Annotated in this window: 17 protein-coding genes; 3 read left to right on the top strand and 14 right to left on the bottom strand. The window is 66.1% G+C overall.

Annotated features, from left to right (window positions below; all coding sequences use genetic code 11):
- Positions 1-3: 3 nt before the first annotated feature.
- A complete protein-coding gene (locus tag LC062_RS10350) occupies positions 4-954 on the bottom strand; it encodes a 3-oxoacyl-ACP synthase III family protein (RefSeq protein WP_224910955.1) in 951 nt (316 codons plus the stop codon).
- Positions 955-1,116: 162 nt separating this feature from the next.
- On the opposite strand from LC062_RS10350, the gene LC062_RS10345 reads away from it, so the two are divergent.
- Both LC062_RS10345 and LC062_RS10340 read left to right on the top strand, forming a co-directional pair.
- Positions 1,117-2,037: a LysR substrate-binding domain-containing protein gene (locus LC062_RS10345; RefSeq protein ID WP_224910954.1), complete on the top strand. Its 921-nt coding sequence runs from the start codon at positions 1,117-1,119 to the stop codon at positions 2,035-2,037.
- A 232-nt stretch (positions 2,038-2,269) separates the two neighbouring features.
- A complete protein-coding gene (locus LC062_RS10340; RefSeq protein WP_224910953.1) occupies positions 2,270-3,457 on the top strand; it encodes an acyl-CoA dehydrogenase family protein in 1,188 nt (395 codons plus the stop codon).
- 94 nt (positions 3,458-3,551) lie between these two features.
- Here LC062_RS10340 and LC062_RS10335 read toward each other — a convergent pair whose 3' ends face one another.
- The 10 genes from LC062_RS10335 to LC062_RS10290 form a co-directional block, all read right to left on the bottom strand.
- Entirely contained in the window at positions 3,552-3,905 is a 354-nt protein-coding gene (locus tag LC062_RS10335) for a RidA family protein (protein WP_224910952.1), read from the bottom strand.
- A 21-nt stretch (positions 3,906-3,926) separates the two neighbouring features.
- Complete coding sequence (locus LC062_RS10330; RefSeq protein ID WP_224910951.1) at positions 3,927-5,033, bottom strand: NAD(P)/FAD-dependent oxidoreductase; 1,107 nt, start codon at positions 5,031-5,033, stop codon at positions 3,927-3,929.
- Complete coding sequence (locus LC062_RS10325) at positions 5,030-6,052, bottom strand: histone deacetylase family protein (protein ID WP_224910950.1); 1,023 nt, start codon at positions 6,050-6,052, stop codon at positions 5,030-5,032. Before LC062_RS10325 ends, LC062_RS10330 begins: the two co-directional genes overlap by 4 nt.
- Entirely contained in the window at positions 6,049-6,540 is a 492-nt protein-coding gene (locus tag LC062_RS10320; protein ID WP_224910949.1) for a GNAT family N-acetyltransferase, read from the bottom strand. The genes LC062_RS10325 and LC062_RS10320 overlap by 4 nt, the downstream gene beginning before the upstream one ends.
- Positions 6,537-7,463, bottom strand: coding sequence for a BKACE family enzyme (locus LC062_RS10315; RefSeq protein WP_224910948.1), 927 nt, complete (start codon positions 7,461-7,463; stop codon positions 6,537-6,539). Before LC062_RS10315 ends, LC062_RS10320 begins: the two co-directional genes overlap by 4 nt.
- Before the next feature lie 14 nt (positions 7,464-7,477).
- Positions 7,478-8,833, bottom strand: coding sequence for an aminotransferase family protein (locus LC062_RS10310; RefSeq protein WP_224910947.1), 1,356 nt, complete (start codon positions 8,831-8,833; stop codon positions 7,478-7,480).
- On the bottom strand, positions 8,830-9,924 hold the full coding sequence (locus LC062_RS10305) for an ABC transporter ATP-binding protein (protein WP_224910946.1): 1,095 nt from the start codon (positions 9,922-9,924) through the stop codon (positions 8,830-8,832). The genes LC062_RS10310 and LC062_RS10305 overlap by 4 nt, the downstream gene beginning before the upstream one ends.
- A gap of 87 nt (positions 9,925-10,011) precedes the next feature.
- Complete coding sequence (locus LC062_RS10300) at positions 10,012-11,151, bottom strand: extracellular solute-binding protein (RefSeq protein ID WP_224910945.1); 1,140 nt, start codon at positions 11,149-11,151, stop codon at positions 10,012-10,014.
- Between the two features lie 61 nt (positions 11,152-11,212).
- Complete coding sequence (locus LC062_RS10295; protein ID WP_224910944.1) at positions 11,213-11,998, bottom strand: ABC transporter permease; 786 nt, start codon at positions 11,996-11,998, stop codon at positions 11,213-11,215.
- Entirely contained in the window at positions 11,998-12,864 is an 867-nt protein-coding gene (locus LC062_RS10290; RefSeq protein WP_224910943.1) for an ABC transporter permease, read from the bottom strand. Before LC062_RS10290 ends, LC062_RS10295 begins: the two co-directional genes overlap by 1 nt.
- An 88-nt stretch (positions 12,865-12,952) precedes the next feature.
- Between LC062_RS10290 and LC062_RS10285 the strand changes: the two genes are divergently transcribed.
- Positions 12,953-13,954, top strand: a complete 1,002-nt coding sequence (locus LC062_RS10285; protein WP_224910942.1) for a LysR family transcriptional regulator — start codon at positions 12,953-12,955, stop codon at positions 13,952-13,954.
- 6 nt (positions 13,955-13,960) lie between these two features.
- On the opposite strand, the gene LC062_RS10280 is transcribed toward LC062_RS10285, so the two are convergent.
- The 3 genes from LC062_RS10280 to lhpI all read right to left on the bottom strand — a co-directional run bounded on the left by LC062_RS10280 (position 13,961) and on the right by lhpI (position 17,027).
- Positions 13,961-14,848, bottom strand: coding sequence for a LysR family transcriptional regulator (locus tag LC062_RS10280; protein ID WP_224910941.1), 888 nt, complete (start codon positions 14,846-14,848; stop codon positions 13,961-13,963).
- Positions 14,849-14,873: 25 nt separating this feature from the next.
- Positions 14,874-15,920: a YeiH family protein gene (locus LC062_RS10275; RefSeq protein ID WP_224910940.1), complete on the bottom strand. Its 1,047-nt coding sequence runs from the start codon at positions 15,918-15,920 to the stop codon at positions 14,874-14,876.
- 123 nt (positions 15,921-16,043) lie between these two features.
- The gene (gene lhpI, locus LC062_RS10270; RefSeq protein WP_224910939.1) at positions 16,044-17,027 is read right to left on the bottom strand and encodes a bifunctional Delta(1)-pyrroline-2-carboxylate/Delta(1)-piperideine-2-carboxylate reductase; all 984 of its coding nucleotides are present in this window, start codon (positions 17,025-17,027) and stop codon (positions 16,044-16,046) included.
- Between the last annotated feature and the right edge of the window lie 64 nt (positions 17,028-17,091).

Here is a 17,091-nt window from a genome sequence, read left to right as displayed (position 1 = left end):
CTCCTAGCACCAGTGGTGAATGGCAGCGCCGGCGGTGAAGCCGGCACCGGCGGCGGCGAACAGCATCCGGTCGCCGGAGTGAACCTTGCCGGCCATCACCGCTTCATGCAGGGCAATCGGAATGGTCGCGCCGACCGTGTTGGCGTAGCGGTCCATGTTGAGGTGGAACCGGTCGAAGGGGATGTCCGCCCGCCTGGCGATCTCGCCCAGCAAGCTGCGCGAGGGCTGATGCGGCACGACGATGTCCACGTCCGAGCTGGTCATGCCGTTGCGCGCCAGCACCTCGTTGATGCAGCGCGGCACCGCGTGCTTCGCCGCGTTGAACACCGCCGGGCCGTTCATGTCGAAGCTGTCGCCCTGCCCCTTGATGGAAAACGCCTGGGCGGCGGTGCTGTCGGTGAAAAGCTCCGCATCAAAATGTCCATGGGCGGTTTGCGGCCCGCTCTCCAGCAGCGCCGCGCCGGAGCCGTCGCCGAAGAACACGCAGTCGCGCCGCCCCCAGTCGGTGACCCGGGAATAGATGTCCGCGCCGATCACCAGCGCCCGGCGCGCCTGGCCCGCATGCAGCATCGAGGCGGCCGTGGTCAGCGAGAACAGGAAGCCGGAGCACACGGCGGAAACATCGAAGGCGATGGCGTTGGTCAGCCCGGCCTTCTTCTGCACGAAGCAGGCGGTGGCCGGGGCCCGCTGGTCCGGGCTCGATGTGGCGACGATCACCAGGTCGATGCTGTCCGCCGCAACGCCCGCGTTGCGCAGCGCCTCCCGGGCGGCCTTGGCGGCGAGATCGGATGTCTGAACCCCGTCCTCGGCGATCCGGCGCTGGCGGATGCCCAGGGTATTCTCGACCCATTGCGGGTCGATGGCCGCGTTCCGTTCGCGGCGGATCTCGTCATTTGTGACGATCCGCTCAGGAAGGCACACCCCTGTCGAAATCACACGCAGTGCAGGCTTCATGACAAATCTCCCGGTCAGGTCGAAATTGGCCGGACCGAAGCCCGCAAATCCCGAATTAATGGTTGCATGTCCGCTCAATTCGCTTTCAGATTGATTTCATCCTATCGAGCCCGACCGGACCTTTGAAATGAGTTCGAAAAATAGATCGCATGAGGAAACGTCATGGGATTGATCAATGTAGATGTCGACCTGCTTCGGACCCTGGTTGTTGTCTCTGAAATGAAGAACTTCACGGCGGCGGGCGAGAAACTGCACCGAACGCAATCGGCGATCAGCCTTCAGATCAAGCGGCTTGAAGGTATTGTTGGAGAAACGATTTTCGATCGCGGCAGCGGTAAGGAAATTCGTCTCACAAAATACGGTGAGATGATCAAGAGCTATGCGAACGAGATCTTGCGTCTCAACGATGCGCTCATTCAGGAAATCCAGACGTCCAGCGCGGTGACAGCCCTGCGGATCGGGATGCCGGACGATTACGCCCAGTTGCTGCTGCCCCGGGTGATCAACGAGTTCTCCAAGCGCAACGAGATGACGGAAATGCAGATCGTCACCGATCTGTCGACCACCCTGTCGAAGATGATCGACCAGGGCGACCTCGACATAGCCTTCGTCACCCGGCACGAGGGGATCGACGGGATGAAGCTGCTGGATGAGCGGCTGAGCTGGGTCACCGTTCCCGATTCCCGCGTGGCACTGGACACCCCCCTGCCCCTTGCCCTGTTTCCCGAAGGCTGCGGCGTGCGGCGCAATGCCATCGAGGCGCTGAACGCCATCGGCAAGCGCTGGCATATCGCCTATTGCTCCAACAACTTCTCCTCACTGAAGACGGCGATCCTGGAACGCCAGGCCATCGGCGTCCTGCCCGACCGGGCGGTGCCCCAGGACCTGATCCGCATCGGCCCGGAATACGGCTTGCCCAACCTGCACAGCTCCGAGCTTCTGGTGAAGGTCAACCAGCAGGCCTCGGCCAGCATCGTCCGGCTGGCGACCTTCCTGTCCCACGCCTTTCAGGTCGGGGTGTCCACACCGCCGGCACCGCAGGACGATACCGCCACCACTGGCACGGCCGACCGGCCAGACTGAGCGCCGCGTCGCCAGTGACCGCTCATCAAACTGAAAACGGGACCGGAAATCAGACCTGCAACTGCGTCAATCACCAGAAATGACAAGACGTCAGCCGGCATTAATTTCGCTCATCGACAAGACATACCGAACTAATTTCTTTTTCTCGCCCTGCCGTGTTTGGGTCATATCGCCGGAACGCAAGCTTCCGCACGAATTTTGACCGGACTTCATTCAGGACGAGGATGCTGTCATGAATTTCGAATTCAGCGAATACCAGAAAGACCTTTTCACCCGCTACGCAGAGATCGGCCAGCAGGCCGCCGCCAATGCACAGCAACACGATGCAGACGGAAGCTTCGACCGCGCCACCTGGGACCGCATGAGCCGCGAAGGGCTGTGGCGGATCCCGGTGCCGAGGGCGCTCGGCGGGCTTGGCGGAAGCTGGACCGACTGCGCGGCGGCGATGGAAGGGGTGGCCTCCACGGCGGAGGATCTTGGCTTCCTCGTCACCATGCTGGGCCATGTGGGCTCGCTGCGGATCATTCTGGAGGAAGGCAGCCCCGAGCAGAAGGCACGCTGGCTCGAAACCATCATGCAAGGCCATGTCGGCGTGACCGCCATGACCGAGGCGAGCGGCGGCTCCGATCTCGCCCGCATGTCGGTGTCGGCCCTGCCCACCGAGGACGGTTTGCGGCTGCATGGCGAGAAGGTGCATATCACCAACGCACCGATCGCCTCCCACGGCATGATCGCCGGGCGCATTCCCTCGCTGGGGGAAAAGCGCGACATCACCCTGTTCTTCGTCGATCTCGACGCCGACGGCATTCGCCTCGGGGCGACGGAGGACAATCTCGGGATCCGCACCAGCCCCACCGCCAACATCGCCTTCGACGGCGCGCGCATCGACCCGATCAACATCATCGGCGAGCCGGGCGACGGGTTGCGGATCCTCTACCGCATCATCTCCTTCGAACGGGCGCTCTATGGCATCATGGCCTCCGGCCTGATCGAGAACATGCTCGAAAAGTCGATGCAGCGGGTGGAAAGCCGCCAGGCCTTCCGCCGCCCGCTGGCCGATTATCAGTATGTGCAGGGCCGCATGAGCGACATGAAGATCGCCTCGGTGGTCTGCCGGCTGATGACCTATGCCGGGCTGGAGAAGCTGGCCGCCAACACCGACGATGCGTCCATCGTCTGCTCCGTCGGCAAGTTCCTGGCGGGCGAAAAGCTGCTGGAGGCCGCCGAACACCTGGTGCAGTTGCACGGCCATCTCGGCTTCATGAACAACCACCTCAGCCGCCAGTTGCGCGACGCGGTGGGCATGCGCATTGCCGGCGGCACCAGCGATATCCAGCGCATCAACATCTTCAACCAGATGCGCCACCAGCACCACCTCAACGCCAATGCCGCGCCGGTGCATATGGCCGCGGCCGAATAGCCCGCCGCTGCCCAGGAAAACGAAAGGCCCGCGCCGTCTCAGCCGACGGGCGGGCCTTCTGTCATCTATCGGTCTGATAGCGCACCGACATGCGTCAGCCCTTCACGGCGGCGGTGATCAGGATCTCCACCTTGTAATCCGGCGTTGCCAGCCGGGATTCACCGCAGGCGCGGGCCGGCGGATTGGCCGGATCGACCCAGGCATCCCAGACCGCGTTCATCTCGGCGAAATCATCCATCGACGCCAGCCAGATGGTTGCCTGCAACAGCCGCGACTTGTCGGAGTTCACCTCCGCCAGCAGCGCATCGATCCGCGCCAGAATGGCCTCGGTCTGCTCGGTCACGCTGGCGCCGGGCTTGCCGACCTGACCGGCCAGCCACACGGTGCCGTTGTGAACCACGGCCTGGCTCATGCGGGGGCCGGGCTCGATGCGGGTGATATCGGACATCAACTTCAATCCTTCTTGAGGTCAGGCACGTGCAAGACGTGCGGGGGAAAGCGCCGCCAGCAAAGGCGCCGGCAGATCAGAGGTTTGCGACAGGCACAGGTCGGCGGCAAGGCGCGACAGCACCGGCGAGGTCTGGATACCGTATCCACCCTGCCCGGCAAGCCAGAAGAAGCCGTCCGCCTCGGGATCGAAGCCGACCACCGGCGTGCGGTCGGCGGTGAAGGTGCGAAGACCGGCCCAGCTCCGTTCCACCCGGGTCACCGGCACGGTCATCGCCTGTTCATAGCGGTGCAGCCCCTCGGCCAGCACCATGTCCTCCGGCCAGGCGTCATGCGGCTCCACCGGATCCTCATCCGCCGGAGAGACCATCAGCTTTCCCGCTTCCGGCTTGGCGTACCAGGTCTCGCTGGCACTGACGAGCGCCGGCCAGCCGGTCACGTCGCAGCCTTCCGGTGCCGGCAGGATCGCCGCAGAACGGCGCAGCGGCACCAGCCCGGCCGGGCGCACGCCGGCACGCTCGGCAACGGTATCCGCCCAGGCCCCCGCCGCGTTGACGAGGATCGGCGCGGCATAGGTCTCCCCGCCCGCCTCCACCTGCCAGACACCGCCGGTGCGGGTGATGCGGGTGGCCGGCGCCGAAGCGACGACCCGCGCGCCGTTGTGCCGCGCCATCCGCGCGTAGGCCTGCAACAGCCGGTCGACGTCGATGTCCTGCGCCGCCCGCTCCAGCGCGGCGGCCACCACATATTCGGGGTTCAGGATCGGGAACATCGCCACCGCCTCGGCGGGGGTCACCCGCTCCAGCCCGTCGGAGCCATCAAGGTAGCTCTCCAGATCACCTTCTTCGCCGGCGGTGGCGACCACCAGTTCCCCGCGCGGGGTCAGGAAGGGCGTGTCGGAGAGGTCTCCACCGGTCGCCAGCAGCGGCTCGGAGGCCGCATTCAACGCCCGCAAGCTGGCGTTGCCGTAGTTCTTGATGAAGATCGCCGCCGAGCGGCCGGTCGCATGCCGGCCGATCACGTCCTCGCTCTCCAGCACCACCACATTGGCCGATCCGGACAGGCGCGCCGCCGCACCGATCCCGGCGATCCCGCCACCAATCACCAGGATATCCGCTGTCGTCGTCATTCCGCTTCAAACCCCTTCAGGAAACTCGCCAGGTTGTCGCCAAGCTCCGGCGCAAGATAACCGCCTTCCTGCACCAGCAGCGTCGGCAATCCAAGCCCGCCGATGGCCGCGCCGATCCGCCCGAATCCCCCGGTCGTGATCGCCAGCCCCTTCAGCGGATCATTCTCATAGGCATCAAGACCCAGCGCGACAATCAGAACATCGGTGCCAAAGGCCCGGATATGTGCGAACGCCGTCTCCAGCGTCTCCAGATAGGCGTCGTCGCCCGTACCGCGCACCAAGGGCAGGTTGAGGTTGGCGCCGCGCCCGGCACCCTCGCCCCGCTCCGAGGCATGGCCCCAGAAGAACGGGTAGAACCGCACCGGATCGGCGTGGATCGACACGGTCAGCACATCGCCGCGCTCATAGAAGATGCCTTGCGTGCCATTGCCATGGTGCACATCGATATCGAGGATCGCCGGCCGCAGCCCATGGGCGCGCAGCCGCTCGGCGGCAATCGCCGAATTGTTGAGGAAGCAGAACCCGCCGGCCAGATCGGCAAAGGCGTGGTGCCCCGGCGGCCGGCACAGGGCATAGGCGGAGCGGGCGCCGCCGCGCATCAGGTCAGCGCCGGTGATCGCGGTCTGCGCCGACCAGTAGGCCGCCTCCCAGGTTCCGGCGGAGATCGGACAGGAGGTGTCGGCCTGGTGGAACCCGGCCTGCCCTGCGGCTGAGCGCGGATAGCTGGCCGTGCGCCGGTCCGGATGGATGTTGGGGATCACCTCCTCCGACGCGCCTTCGATGCGGCTCCAGCGGGTGTGGATCGTCTGCAGGAACACCAGGTATTCCGGCGAGTGGATGGCGGCAATCGGCCCCATCCCGTGATCGTCCGGCGCGGCGATGTCGCAGCCGGCCGCCCGCGCGCCCGAAAGAAGCGCGGAGATCCGCGCCGGCTGTTCCGGATTGGCCAGCCGCGCACCATTGGCCATGAAGTGTTTGGGATCGTGCTGTTCCTGGCGCTGGTCGAATATCGCTTTCATGGCTCTCCCGTCAGTCCATTGAAGTGAAGATGATCAAGGCGCATCACTGTCTCGCCGGCCATCGGCGTGAAGCCGAGCCGGTCGTAGAACGCCCTGGCGCGCGGATTGTCGTCATAGACCGACAGTTTCAGGAACTTCACGTTCCATTCCGCCGGTGCTGTCCTGATGGCAGCGGCGAGAAGGCGCGGCCCGAGACCCGCGCCGCGCGCCGCGCCGGACACCCAGAGGTCGGACACATAAAGCCCCGCCCCGCCCGACACGGTGGAGAACACCGGCGAGTACACAAGCGCCCCGACCACGGTGCCCGCCTCCGTTTCCGCCAGAAGGCCGCGCAGGATCGGCGAGGAGCCGAAGCCGTGCCGCACCAGATCCTCCGGTCGGGTCCCATGCGGGTCGCCAAGGTCGTGGGAGAGCTGCGCCAGCGCGTCGTTGAGCCGGCCGGCATCGGTCCTGGATGCCAGCCGGATGGAAATGCCATCATCTGTCATAGGGAAATCTTGTCCGCACCTTTCAGGCCGAGCATGGCGCGCGCCTCCTCAGGGCTCGCCACCGTCCGGCCGAGTTCCTCCACGATTGTGCGGATCTTGCGAACCTGATCGGCGTTTGCCCGCGCCAGTTCGCCGCGACCGATGAACAGGCTGTCCTCCAGCCCGACCCGCACATGCCCGCCCATCGCCGCCGACATTGCCGCGAACGGCATCTGCTGGCGGCCGGCGGCAAGCACGGAGAAGATGTAGCTGTCGCCGAACAGCTTGTCCGCCATCTTCTTCATATGCGCCAGATTGTCCGGATCCGCACCGATGCCGCCGAGAACGCCGAACACGAACTGGATGAAGAACGGCGGCTTGACCAGCCCCCGGTCGGCGAAGTGGCGCAGCATGTAAAGATGCCCCACGTCGTAGCATTCGAACTCGAACCGGGCTCCGCGCTGCGCGCCCAGCTCATCGAGCACCCGGGCGATGTCGCGCGGCGTGTTCTTGAACACCAGATCGTCCGAGCCCTCCAGGAACGGACGCTCCCAGTCGTGCTTCCACTCCGTGTAGCGCGCGGCCATCGGATAGAGCGCGAAATTCATCGTGCCCATGTTCAGCGAACACATTTCCGGCGCCACCGCGCGCGGCGCCGCCAGCCGGTCATCGAGCGTCATCACCGCACTGCCGCCGGTGCTCAGGTTGATCACCGCCGCGCTTTCCCGGTGGATCCGGGGCAGAAAGCCCATGAAATCCTCCGGCCGGGCGGACGGCGCTCCGGTCTGCGGATCGCGGGCGTGCAGATGCAGGATCGCCGCGCCCGCCTCGGCCGCGGCAATCGCCTGATCGGCGATTTCCGTGCCGGTCACCGGCAGATGCGGCGACATGGTGGGCGTGTGGATCGACCCGGTGACCGCGCAGGTGATGATCGTCTTGCTCATGAATTCAAGATCCTTCAGGCCGCGTCGGTCAGGTGCGGCGCCACCTCGGCGACGAACTGGTCGAGCGTCAGGGTCAGAACCGCGACGATCTCCTCCACCTGCGCCGGGGTGGTGATCATCGGCGGACAAACGAGGAAATGATCCCCGGAATAGCCGCCCCGGGTGCGGCGGGAATAGATGATCAGCCCGTTTTCATAGGCCAGCTCCACCAGCCGGTCATAGGCTTTCAGCTCCGGCGGCAACGGCGCCATGGTCGCCCGGTCGGCCACCAGCTCGAAGGCCAGCAGCAGCCCCTTGCCGCGCACATCGCCGATGATCGGATAGCGTTCGGCCAGCTCCTCCAGACGGCTCTTCAGCAGCTCCCCGACGACGGCGGCATTGCCGGCAAGCTGCTCCGCCTCGATTTCCTCCAGCACCGCGAGCCCGGCAGCACAGGCCAGCGGATTGCCCGCATAGGTGAAGCCATGCAGGAAGCCGCCGCCATCCAGCACCGGCTCGACGATCCGGTCATGAGCGATCATCGCCCCGAGCGGCGCATAGCCGGCGGCAAACCCCTTGGAGACGACCAGAATGTCCGGATCCGCACCGAAATGCTCACCGGCGAAGAACCGTCCGGTCCGCCCGCCGCCGGACATCACCTCGTCATGGATCAGAAGCACGCCATAGCGGTCGCAGATTTCGCGGATCCGGCGCATGTAGCCGGCCGGCGGCACCAAGGCGCCGGTCGAGGCCCCGCCCACCGGCTCGACGATAAAGGCCAGCACGGTTTCCGGCCCTTCCGCCAGAATGCGCGCTTCCAGCATGTCGGCATAGTGATGGCCGGTCGCCTCGCTGTCCGGGTCGAGCCCGTCGAGATAGGCGCGCGGCGCCGGGATCTTCGGCATGGGCCGCATCATCGGTTCAAACGACGCGACCAGCGGCGCATAGCCGGTGAGCGCCAGCGCCCCAAGGGTGCAGCCATGATAGCTCGGCTCGCGCGAGATCACCTTGCTGCGCTGCGCCTCACCGATCGCCACCGCGTATTGCCGCGCCAGCTTGATGGCGCTTTCCACCGCCTCGGAACCGCCGGAGACGAAGAACACCTTCTCCAGCCCCTCCGGCGCCAGCGCCGCCGTGCGCGCGGCCAACCGTTCCGCCGGTTCGGTCTCGAAATGCAGCCGGTAGCCGAAGGTGGATTTTTCCATCTGCCGGCGCATCGCCTCCAGCACCCGCGGGTTGGAATGGCCGATGTTGCAGACCATGGCACCGGAGGAGCCGTCGATGTAGCGCCGGCCCTCCACATCCCACATGTAGATGCCTAGGGCGCGGTCGAGCACCGGTCGGCGGTTGCGGCTCTGGTAGAACAGATGGCTCTTGGCTTGGGTCGTCATTGCGTGGATCCGGCAAGGAGGGTGCAATCACGCGGGCGCAGGCGGAGCGACACCCGCTCCCCTTCCGCGAATGGATGACTGTCGATCATGTTGATCGCCTGAAGCTGCACGTCGCCGACGCGCAGGAAATAGCGGGCCGCAAGCCCCTGATAGTCGACCGTCTCGACCAGCCCGTCGAGGACGAGATCGCCGGCGGCGGATGTGTCGGCTGCGTCGGGCCGTTCGAGCTTCAGCTTTTCCGCCCGTACGGCGAGCTTCACCGGCCCCGGCCCGGAGACATGCGGCGCCCGCTCGCGCGGCAGGGTCAGCCGCCCGACGGCAGGACCTTCCACCGTCACCCCGTCGCCATCGACGGTGAGGCAGGTCGCCTCGAGAATGTTCGAGGCGCCGAGAAAGCGGGCGACGAACTCGGTCGCCGGCGTGGTGTAGACGTCTTCCGGCGCGCCGGTCTGCTCCACCCGCCCCTTGCTCATCACCACGATATGGTCGGACAGGGCCAGCGCCTCGGACTGGTCGTGGGTGACGAACACGGTGGTAATGCCGACCCGTTGCTGGATCCGCTTCAGCTCCACCCGCATATCCTCGCGCAGGTTCGCATCCAGCGCCGACAGCGGCTCATCGAGCAGAAGCACATCCGGTTCGATGACAATCGCCCGCGCCAGTGCGATGCGCTGTTGCTGGCCGCCGGAGAGCTGACCCGGATAGCGCGACCCGACGTCGGGAAGCTGCACCAGCTCCAGCGCCTCGCGCACCCGCCGCTCCCGGTCGTCGCGGGAGACCCCGCGAAACTTCAGGCCGAAGGCGACATTCTCGGCGATGGTCTTGTGCGGAAACAGCGCGTAATTCTGAAACACCAGCCCGAGATTGCGCTTGTGGATCGGCACATCGTTGACGCGCCGGCCGGCAATGGTGATATCCCCCTCGCTCGGATCGAGCAGGCCGGCGATCATCCGCAAGGTGGTGGTCTTGCCGCAGCCCGAAGGGCCGAGCAGGCTGACGAACGCACCTTCCGGGATGTCCAGCGACATGCGCTGGACCGCGGTGAAGCTTCCGAAATTCTTGACGATATTGGTGAGGCTGACGGCGCCCACGGGCGATCTCCGATCCGGTCCTTGAGGTCAGCCGGTGCCCCCACGTGCGCAGCGGCACGCGGGAACACCGTCGTTGATGCGATGGCGTCAGTAGCCCTTCTGGATGCGGCTGAAGGCCTTCGACCATTTCTGTTCGTTGCCGTTCCAGTAAGCCGGATCGGCGAAGGTCAGCCCGTCGAGCGTGCCGGTCGGATCGAAGGCCGGCAGGGTCGGGATGATCTCGCCCAGTTCGACCTTGGTGGGATCGAGCGCCGGCGGATAGCTCTGCCCCTCGGCAACCGCGATCGAGGTCTCCTTCGCCAGCATGAAGTTCAGCAGTTCCTCGCAGGGCTCCATCGGCGAGCCCTTGATGACGAAGAGGCATTCCTGCCAGCCGAAGCCGTTCGGCGGGTCCATGTAGCCGATGTCATGGCCTTGCTGCTGCAGGGCGTGCACCCGGCCCGACCAGGCCTCGGTGACGTAGATTTCCTCTTCCGCCAGAAGGCTCATCAGCTCCGCGCCGGAGCTCCAGTATTTCAGCAGGAGATCGCGGTGGGTGCGTAGCGCGTCCCAGATCGCATCCATGTCGGTGGCCCCGTTCGGGTCCTGGCCGGTCTGCAGCGAGGCGTACCAGATGCGCGTGCGCCAGTCGCTCCAGCCGGCGATCTTGCCCTTGAAGCGCGCGTCGAGCAGGATCTTCGCGCCCTTCTCCTTCATCTCCTCATCGGAGATGTACTTGCGGTTATAGGCAAGCCCGGTGGTGCCATAGTCATAGGGCACACAGGAGAGCGAGCCGTCCGTCACCTTGCGGAAGACATCCACCAGCTTGGGGATGACATTGGCAAGGTTCGGGATATTCTTCTCGTTCAGCGTCGAGCTGAGGCCGAGCCCGTGGTAGCGGGCATAGTCGAACACGCCGGACAGATGGGCGATGTTGTATTCGCCCGGCTGGCTCGCCTTGACCCGCGACAGGAATTCGTCGCCGCCGCCGAAGGTGCCGTCGACCACCTTGATGCCGCTGGCCTTGGTGTAGGGATCGAAGGCATGCTTGCGGAACGCCTCCGAGACCACCCCGCCCCAGCCGTCGAAGCGCACCTGCTCGGTCGCCGCCAGCGCATGGCGGGCAAAAGGCGTCTGCACGCCATAGGCCAGACCGGCGGCACCGATCAGCCCGAGGAAGGAACGCCGGTCGATGCCGCCGTTCATGTACCTTTCGCGCAAGCGTTCGTAGCGTTTTGTATTGTCCATGGTTTTTCCCTCTCTGGAATGGGATCGCTTCTCGGCGGTTGCCCCTTTGACCGGCGCGGTTCTATCCGCCGCGCTTCATGGCCATCCGCCGGGCAATGGCAATACCGAGAAGCGGCAGGCCGGCGGTCAGCACGATCATCACGGTGCCGAGCGCGTTGATCTCCGGCGAGATCGAGTTGCGCAGCATCGCGAAAATCTGGGTGGGCACGGTTTCCACGCCACCAGGCTTCCAGAACAGCGTTCCGGTGATGTCGTCGAAACTGATGGTGAAGGCGAACAACATGCCGGCGAGAACCGCCGGCGACAGCAGCGGCAGAGTGATCTGGAAGAAGGTCTGCACCGGGCTGGCGCCAAGGCTCATTGCCGCTTCCTCCACATCCCGGCGGATGCCGACGAGCCGGGCCTGCACCACCAGAATGACGAAGGGCAGCGTGAAGATCACATGGCCGGCCAAGAGCAGCGCGAAGCTCTTGTTGACCGCCAGGGCGTTGAGGAAGAGGAGCAGCGCCACCGCCAGCACCACCTCCGGCACCAGGATCGGCGCGATCAGCAGCGTGGAGATCAGGTTGCGACCCGGCACCCGGTAGCGCACCAGCGCAAGGCTCGCCAAAACGCCGATGGTGGTGGAGATCACCGCCGTCAGCAGCCCCAGCACGATGGAGGTGCGAAAGGCACGCAGGATCGCCTCGTTGCCGGCCAGTTCCGCGAACCAGCGCAGCGACAGGCCGGTCATGGGAAAGCTGCCGAACTGGCTGGCGTTGAAGCTCAGGAGCACGACCACCGCAATCGGCAGGAACATGAACAGATAGACCAGCACGGTCCAGCCGCGGATCAGTGCCCAGCCCATCAGCTCAAGCCTTTCATCAGTTGCGCCATGCCAAGGAAGTGGTTGTAGAGCAACACCAGCGCGCCCAGCACCGCCAGCAGCATCAAGGACAGGGCGGAGCCCATCGGCCAGTCGAGCTGGGTGATGATCGCCTCGAACACCAGGTTGGCGAACATGGCATCGCTCGGCCCGCCAAGAACGATCGGCGTGATGTAGGTGCCCGCCGCCAGCACGAAGCAGAGCAGCCCGCCGGCGGCCAACCCCGGCAGTGACAGCGGCAGGGTCACCTCCAGGAAGGAGCGCCAGCGCGTCGCCCCGAGCGAACAGGCCGCATCCTCCAGCGTCGCGTCGATGCCATCGAGGCTGACGAAAACGTTCAGCACCATGAAGGGCAGCAGGAAATGCACCAGCCCGAGCACGACAGTCGCCTCGTTGTAGAGCATCGGCAGCGGCTCGCTGATCAGCCCGAGCGCCATCAGGCCGGAATTGACCGCCCCCGAGGCGCCGAGAATGTTGATCCACGACATGGTGCGGATGATGTAGCTGATCCAGAACGGCAGCATCAGCAACAAGAGCAGCAGCGCCTTGTTGCCGCGCGAGCGGGCGATGAAATAGGCCGCCGGATAGCCGGTGAGCGCGCAGACGATAGTGGTCACCGCCGCGATCTTCAGCGTGTTGAGCAGAATGTCCCGGTAGAACGGATCGCTGAGCGCTTCGCGCCAGTTGTCGAGGAAGAAACCGGCCTGGTCGGCGCCGGTCGCGGTGCGCAGCCAGAAGGAATAGACCAGGATAAAGCCCAGCGGCACCACCAACAGCAGCCCCACCGCCGTGATCGCCGGCGTGAGCAGCAGAACCGGCTGCCGCGCCTCGCGTTCCTCCAGTGACATGCAACCTCCCCGTTTCTTGCGTGGAAGGTGACAGCCGGGCTACCATTGTTCAAATAGATAATCCCAATCATGGATATCGTTCTCATCAATGGCTCAATCACCCCCGCCCCTTTCGCCGGCCGCCGCCCGGCGGATCGCCGAACAGCCGCCGGAGCGGCTCGCCCGCGATCTCGACTGGAACCTGCTGCGCACCTTTCTGGTGCTGGCCGAGGCGTCCAGCATTACCGATGCGGCCGACCGGCTGGGGCTGAAGCAGCCGACCGTCTCCAGCGCGCTGAAGCGGCTGGAAGACCGGCTCGGCAAGCGACTGATCGACCGCTCGCCCGGGCATTTCCGGCTGACCCGCGCCGGCCAGCTGTTGCACAAGGAGGTGGTCGACATTCACGGCGCGGTGCTGCGGCTCGGCACCCTGATCCGCGATGTGGCCGACGAGGTGCGCGGCCATGTGCGCATCGCCATGGCCAGCCATGTGATCTGCCCGCTGTTCGACGCGGCACTGAACGCCTTTCACACCGCCCATCCGCACGCGACCCTGTCGATTGATATTTCCGCCAGCCGGGAGGGGATTGGCGCGGTGTTGGCCCGGCGCGCCTCCCTTGGCGTCTGCCTGGTTCATGACAAGAGCCCGAAACTGGAATACCGCCGGCTTTACCGGGAGTTCTTCGGGCTTTTCTGCGGCCCGAGCCATCCGCTGTTCGGCCGCGAAGGGCTGACCAAGGCGGATCTGGTCGGCCATTCCTCGGTCAGTTTCGTCACCGACCAGATGAGCGATGCGCTGCGGCCGGTCACCCTGATGCGCGCCGACGCCCAGCTGGAGGATCAGGTAGTGGGCACCTCCGCCCATCTTGAGGAGGTGCGCCGGATGATCATCGCCGGCCTCGGCATCGGCCCGCTGCCGGTGCATGTGGTCCGGCGCGACATCGAGGACGGGCTGTTGTGGCAACTGCCGCCCTATGACGTCATGCCGGCTATCGACGTGCATGTGGTCTGGAACCCGAAGGCGGTGATGAACCGGGCGGAGGCCGCGCTTCTGGAGGAACTGCTGCGGCGGATCGACGAAACCCCCATCGCCGAGCGCACCTACACTTAGAGAACCCTAGGGTAGCGGCGCATCAATCCCCTCCATGAAGGCCCTGACCGTGTGGCTGGGGCGGCGGGTGCCATGGCGCAGAAGGAAGAACGGGCGCGGCGCCAGCGGCAACTCGATTGCCGCCAGCGTGCCGAGCCGGATCGCCGCATCGGCCACCAGCCGCGACAGAACCGCAGCCCCCGCACCGGCTTCGACAGCGGCGCGCACCGCCTCGTTCGACGGCAGTTCCAGGGCAATCTGAAGGTCGGCGAGTGCAAGCCCGACGCTGGCCGCCAGCCGGTCGAGCATCACCCTTGTCCCGGAGCCGGGCTCCCGGGTAACGAAGGTCAGCGACATCAGCGCCGCCGCATCGACAGTCGGCAGCCGGGCGAGTGGATGATCCGGCGCCATCACCAGCACGAGCCGGTCCTCGCCGACCCGTTCGGGCAGAAGCCGCGGGTCGGCCACCGGCCCTTCGACGAAGCCGAGCGCCGCCCGCCCCTCCAGAACCCAGCCGCGCACCTGCTCGGTGTTGCCGATGGTCAGGCCGATGTCGATGCGGGGATAGGCGGCGCGGAACCGGCAGAGCCGCTGCGGCAGCCAGTAGTTGGCAACCGTCTGACTGGCGGCGAGCTGCAGGGTCCCGCGCTTCAGGCCGGCCAGATCGGCCAGCGCCTCTTCCGCCGCCCCGGCGCGGGCAAGCACCGCCCGCGCCTCATCGAGGAAAACCGCCCCCGCCTCGGTGAGGCGAATGCCCCGGCCGACCCGGTCGAACAGGGCCACGTCGTGCCGCGCCTCCAGCGCCGACACCGCCGCCGAGATGGTCGACTGGGTCAGGTTGAGCGCCTCCGCCGCGCGGGTGACATGCTCCCGTTCGGCGACCGCGACGAAGATCCGCAACTGCTCCAGTGTCATGGCCTGTCCCCGTTTGGCCCGGACCCTAGCCCGCCACCAGATGGACCAGCAACAGGCTGACCACGGCAATGAACAGGGAAGCCACCGCGCCGAGGACAAAGGGCCTTGGCCCCCGCGCCCGCAGGCTGGCGATATCCGTTTCCAGCCCCATCGCCGCCAGCGCCAGCGTCAGCAAGGCCGTGGTGACCAGATTGGCGCCCTCGCGGACCGGAACGGGGATATCAATGATGCTCGCCAGCACCACCATCGCCACGAATCCGGCGACGAACCACGGGATCGGCACACCGCCGGTTGCCGCGCTGCCGCCGTTTTTCCGCGCGCGGCGACGGACCATCAGCCCCAACCCGAGCACCATCGGCGCCAGCAGCATCACCCGCGACAGCTTGGCCACCGTTGCCGCCTCGCCCGCCTCCGGCCCCACCTGGAACCCGGCGGCGGCCACTTGCGCAATCTCGTGGATCGAGGCCCCGGCCCAGATGCCATAGCCGTCCGCATCAAGGCCGAGCACGGCCGGCAGCAGGGGATAGACGAACATCGCGATGGAGCCGAAAACCGTCACGCAGGCGATGGCATAGGCGACATCCGCCTGGGAGGCGCGGCTGACCGAATTGGCCGCCACCACCGCCGAGGCGCCGCAGATCGAGGTGCCGCTGGCGATCAGTTCCGCCAGGCTCCGGTCAACGCCGATGCGGGCACCCAGCCAGACGGTGAAGGCAAAGGTGGCCACAAGCGACAGCGCCACCACCAGAAAACCGGCACCGCCGAGACCGAGCACATCGGCCAGGGTCAACTGCAGCCCCAGGAGGATAACCGCGAAGCGCAGCACCCGGCGCATGGCGAACACGACGCCGGGACCGGCCCGGGCCGGAAGGCCGACGGTGTTGCGGATGACCATCGCCAGGGCAATGGCGATGATCATCGGGCTGAAGGCGGTGAGACCAGGCAGATGCCGGGCCGCATAGGCGGCGGCGGAAATTGCCGCAACCAGCGACAATCCGGGCAATAACGCGAACAATTTTTCGAAGATTTGCGCCATCCGCCCGCGTTCGGGGATCGAATCCGTCCTGCTCATGTCGACCTCTCGTTGTACCGAAAGGCAACATGGCAGGCCGGAAACGTTCGAACAAACGGATTATTTCGCTCAATTCATTCGCGTGGAACGATGAATGAGCCGAGCGACGGGCGCCGCCGCCGATTACATCACCGGCATCACTGGCTTCACCTCGGCGGCATTCTTCGCTGAAGCGGTCTCATAGGCCAGGATCGCCCCGGCGAGATCCTCCAGCGCGGCGCCGACCGACTTGAACAGGGTGACTTCGCTCGCGCTCTGGCGTCCCGGCGCGGTGTTGCGGCACAGGTCGAAAAGATCGGCCTGAATGTCGCTCTCGCGCAAGGCTCCGGACATCAGCGCCTGGACGATATCCCCGCCCTCCTTCATCGCCCCGGCCCTTGTGTCGACAAAGACGCGGGCGCGGGACACCGCCGCGTCGTCGCTCTCGCGCATGCTCGGCTTGAACGCGCCGACCAGATCCACGTGGCAGCCCTCGGGCAGCCAGTCGCCATGGATCAGCGGCGTTTCCGACAAGGTCGCGGCGCTGACGATATCGGCCTCGCGCACTGCCGCCTCAAGATCCGGTGCCGCCACGCAATAGATGCCGAGCGTTTCGGCAATCTCAGCCGCCGCTACCTTGGCCTTTTCCGCATCCCGGCCCCAGACCGAGATCCGCGACAAGGGCCGCACCGCCGCATGGGCCGCCGCCAGATTGGCCGACAGCCGGCCTGTGCCGACGATCACCAGATGCCGGGCATCCTCCCGCGCAAGGTAATCGGCGGCCAGCGCCGAAGCGGCGGCGGTGCGCCGGGCGGTCAACTCGCCGCCATCGACCAGCGCCAGCATCTGCCCGGTTCGGGCATCGGACAGGCAGTAGCTCGCCATCACCGCCGGCAGGTCGCGGCCACCATTTCCGGGAACGACAGTGGCGAGCTTGACGCCGAGATAGCGCCCCGGCACCCAGGCCGGCATCAGGAGAAGGGTTCCGTCCGCCTCCCCCGGCACCTCGAAGTCATGGTGATGGCGCACGGGCATTTCGCAGCCATCGCGAAACATGGTCCGCAGGGCCTCGATCAGCGGCGGCCAGTCGAGCGCGTCTCGCGTGGCATCCTTGTCGAGTTGCAGCATGTCATGTCCTTTCAAGGGATTCGGGGTCGGAAGGCGGGAGGGATCATGACCGCAGGCACCGCCC

This window comes from Stappia indica (assembly GCF_020177335.1).
GTDB classification, from domain to species: Bacteria; Pseudomonadota; Alphaproteobacteria; order Rhizobiales; family Stappiaceae; genus Stappia; species Stappia indica_B.
Note: the sequence above shows the minus strand (reverse complement) of the source record. Positions and strands in the feature narration are given on the sequence as shown.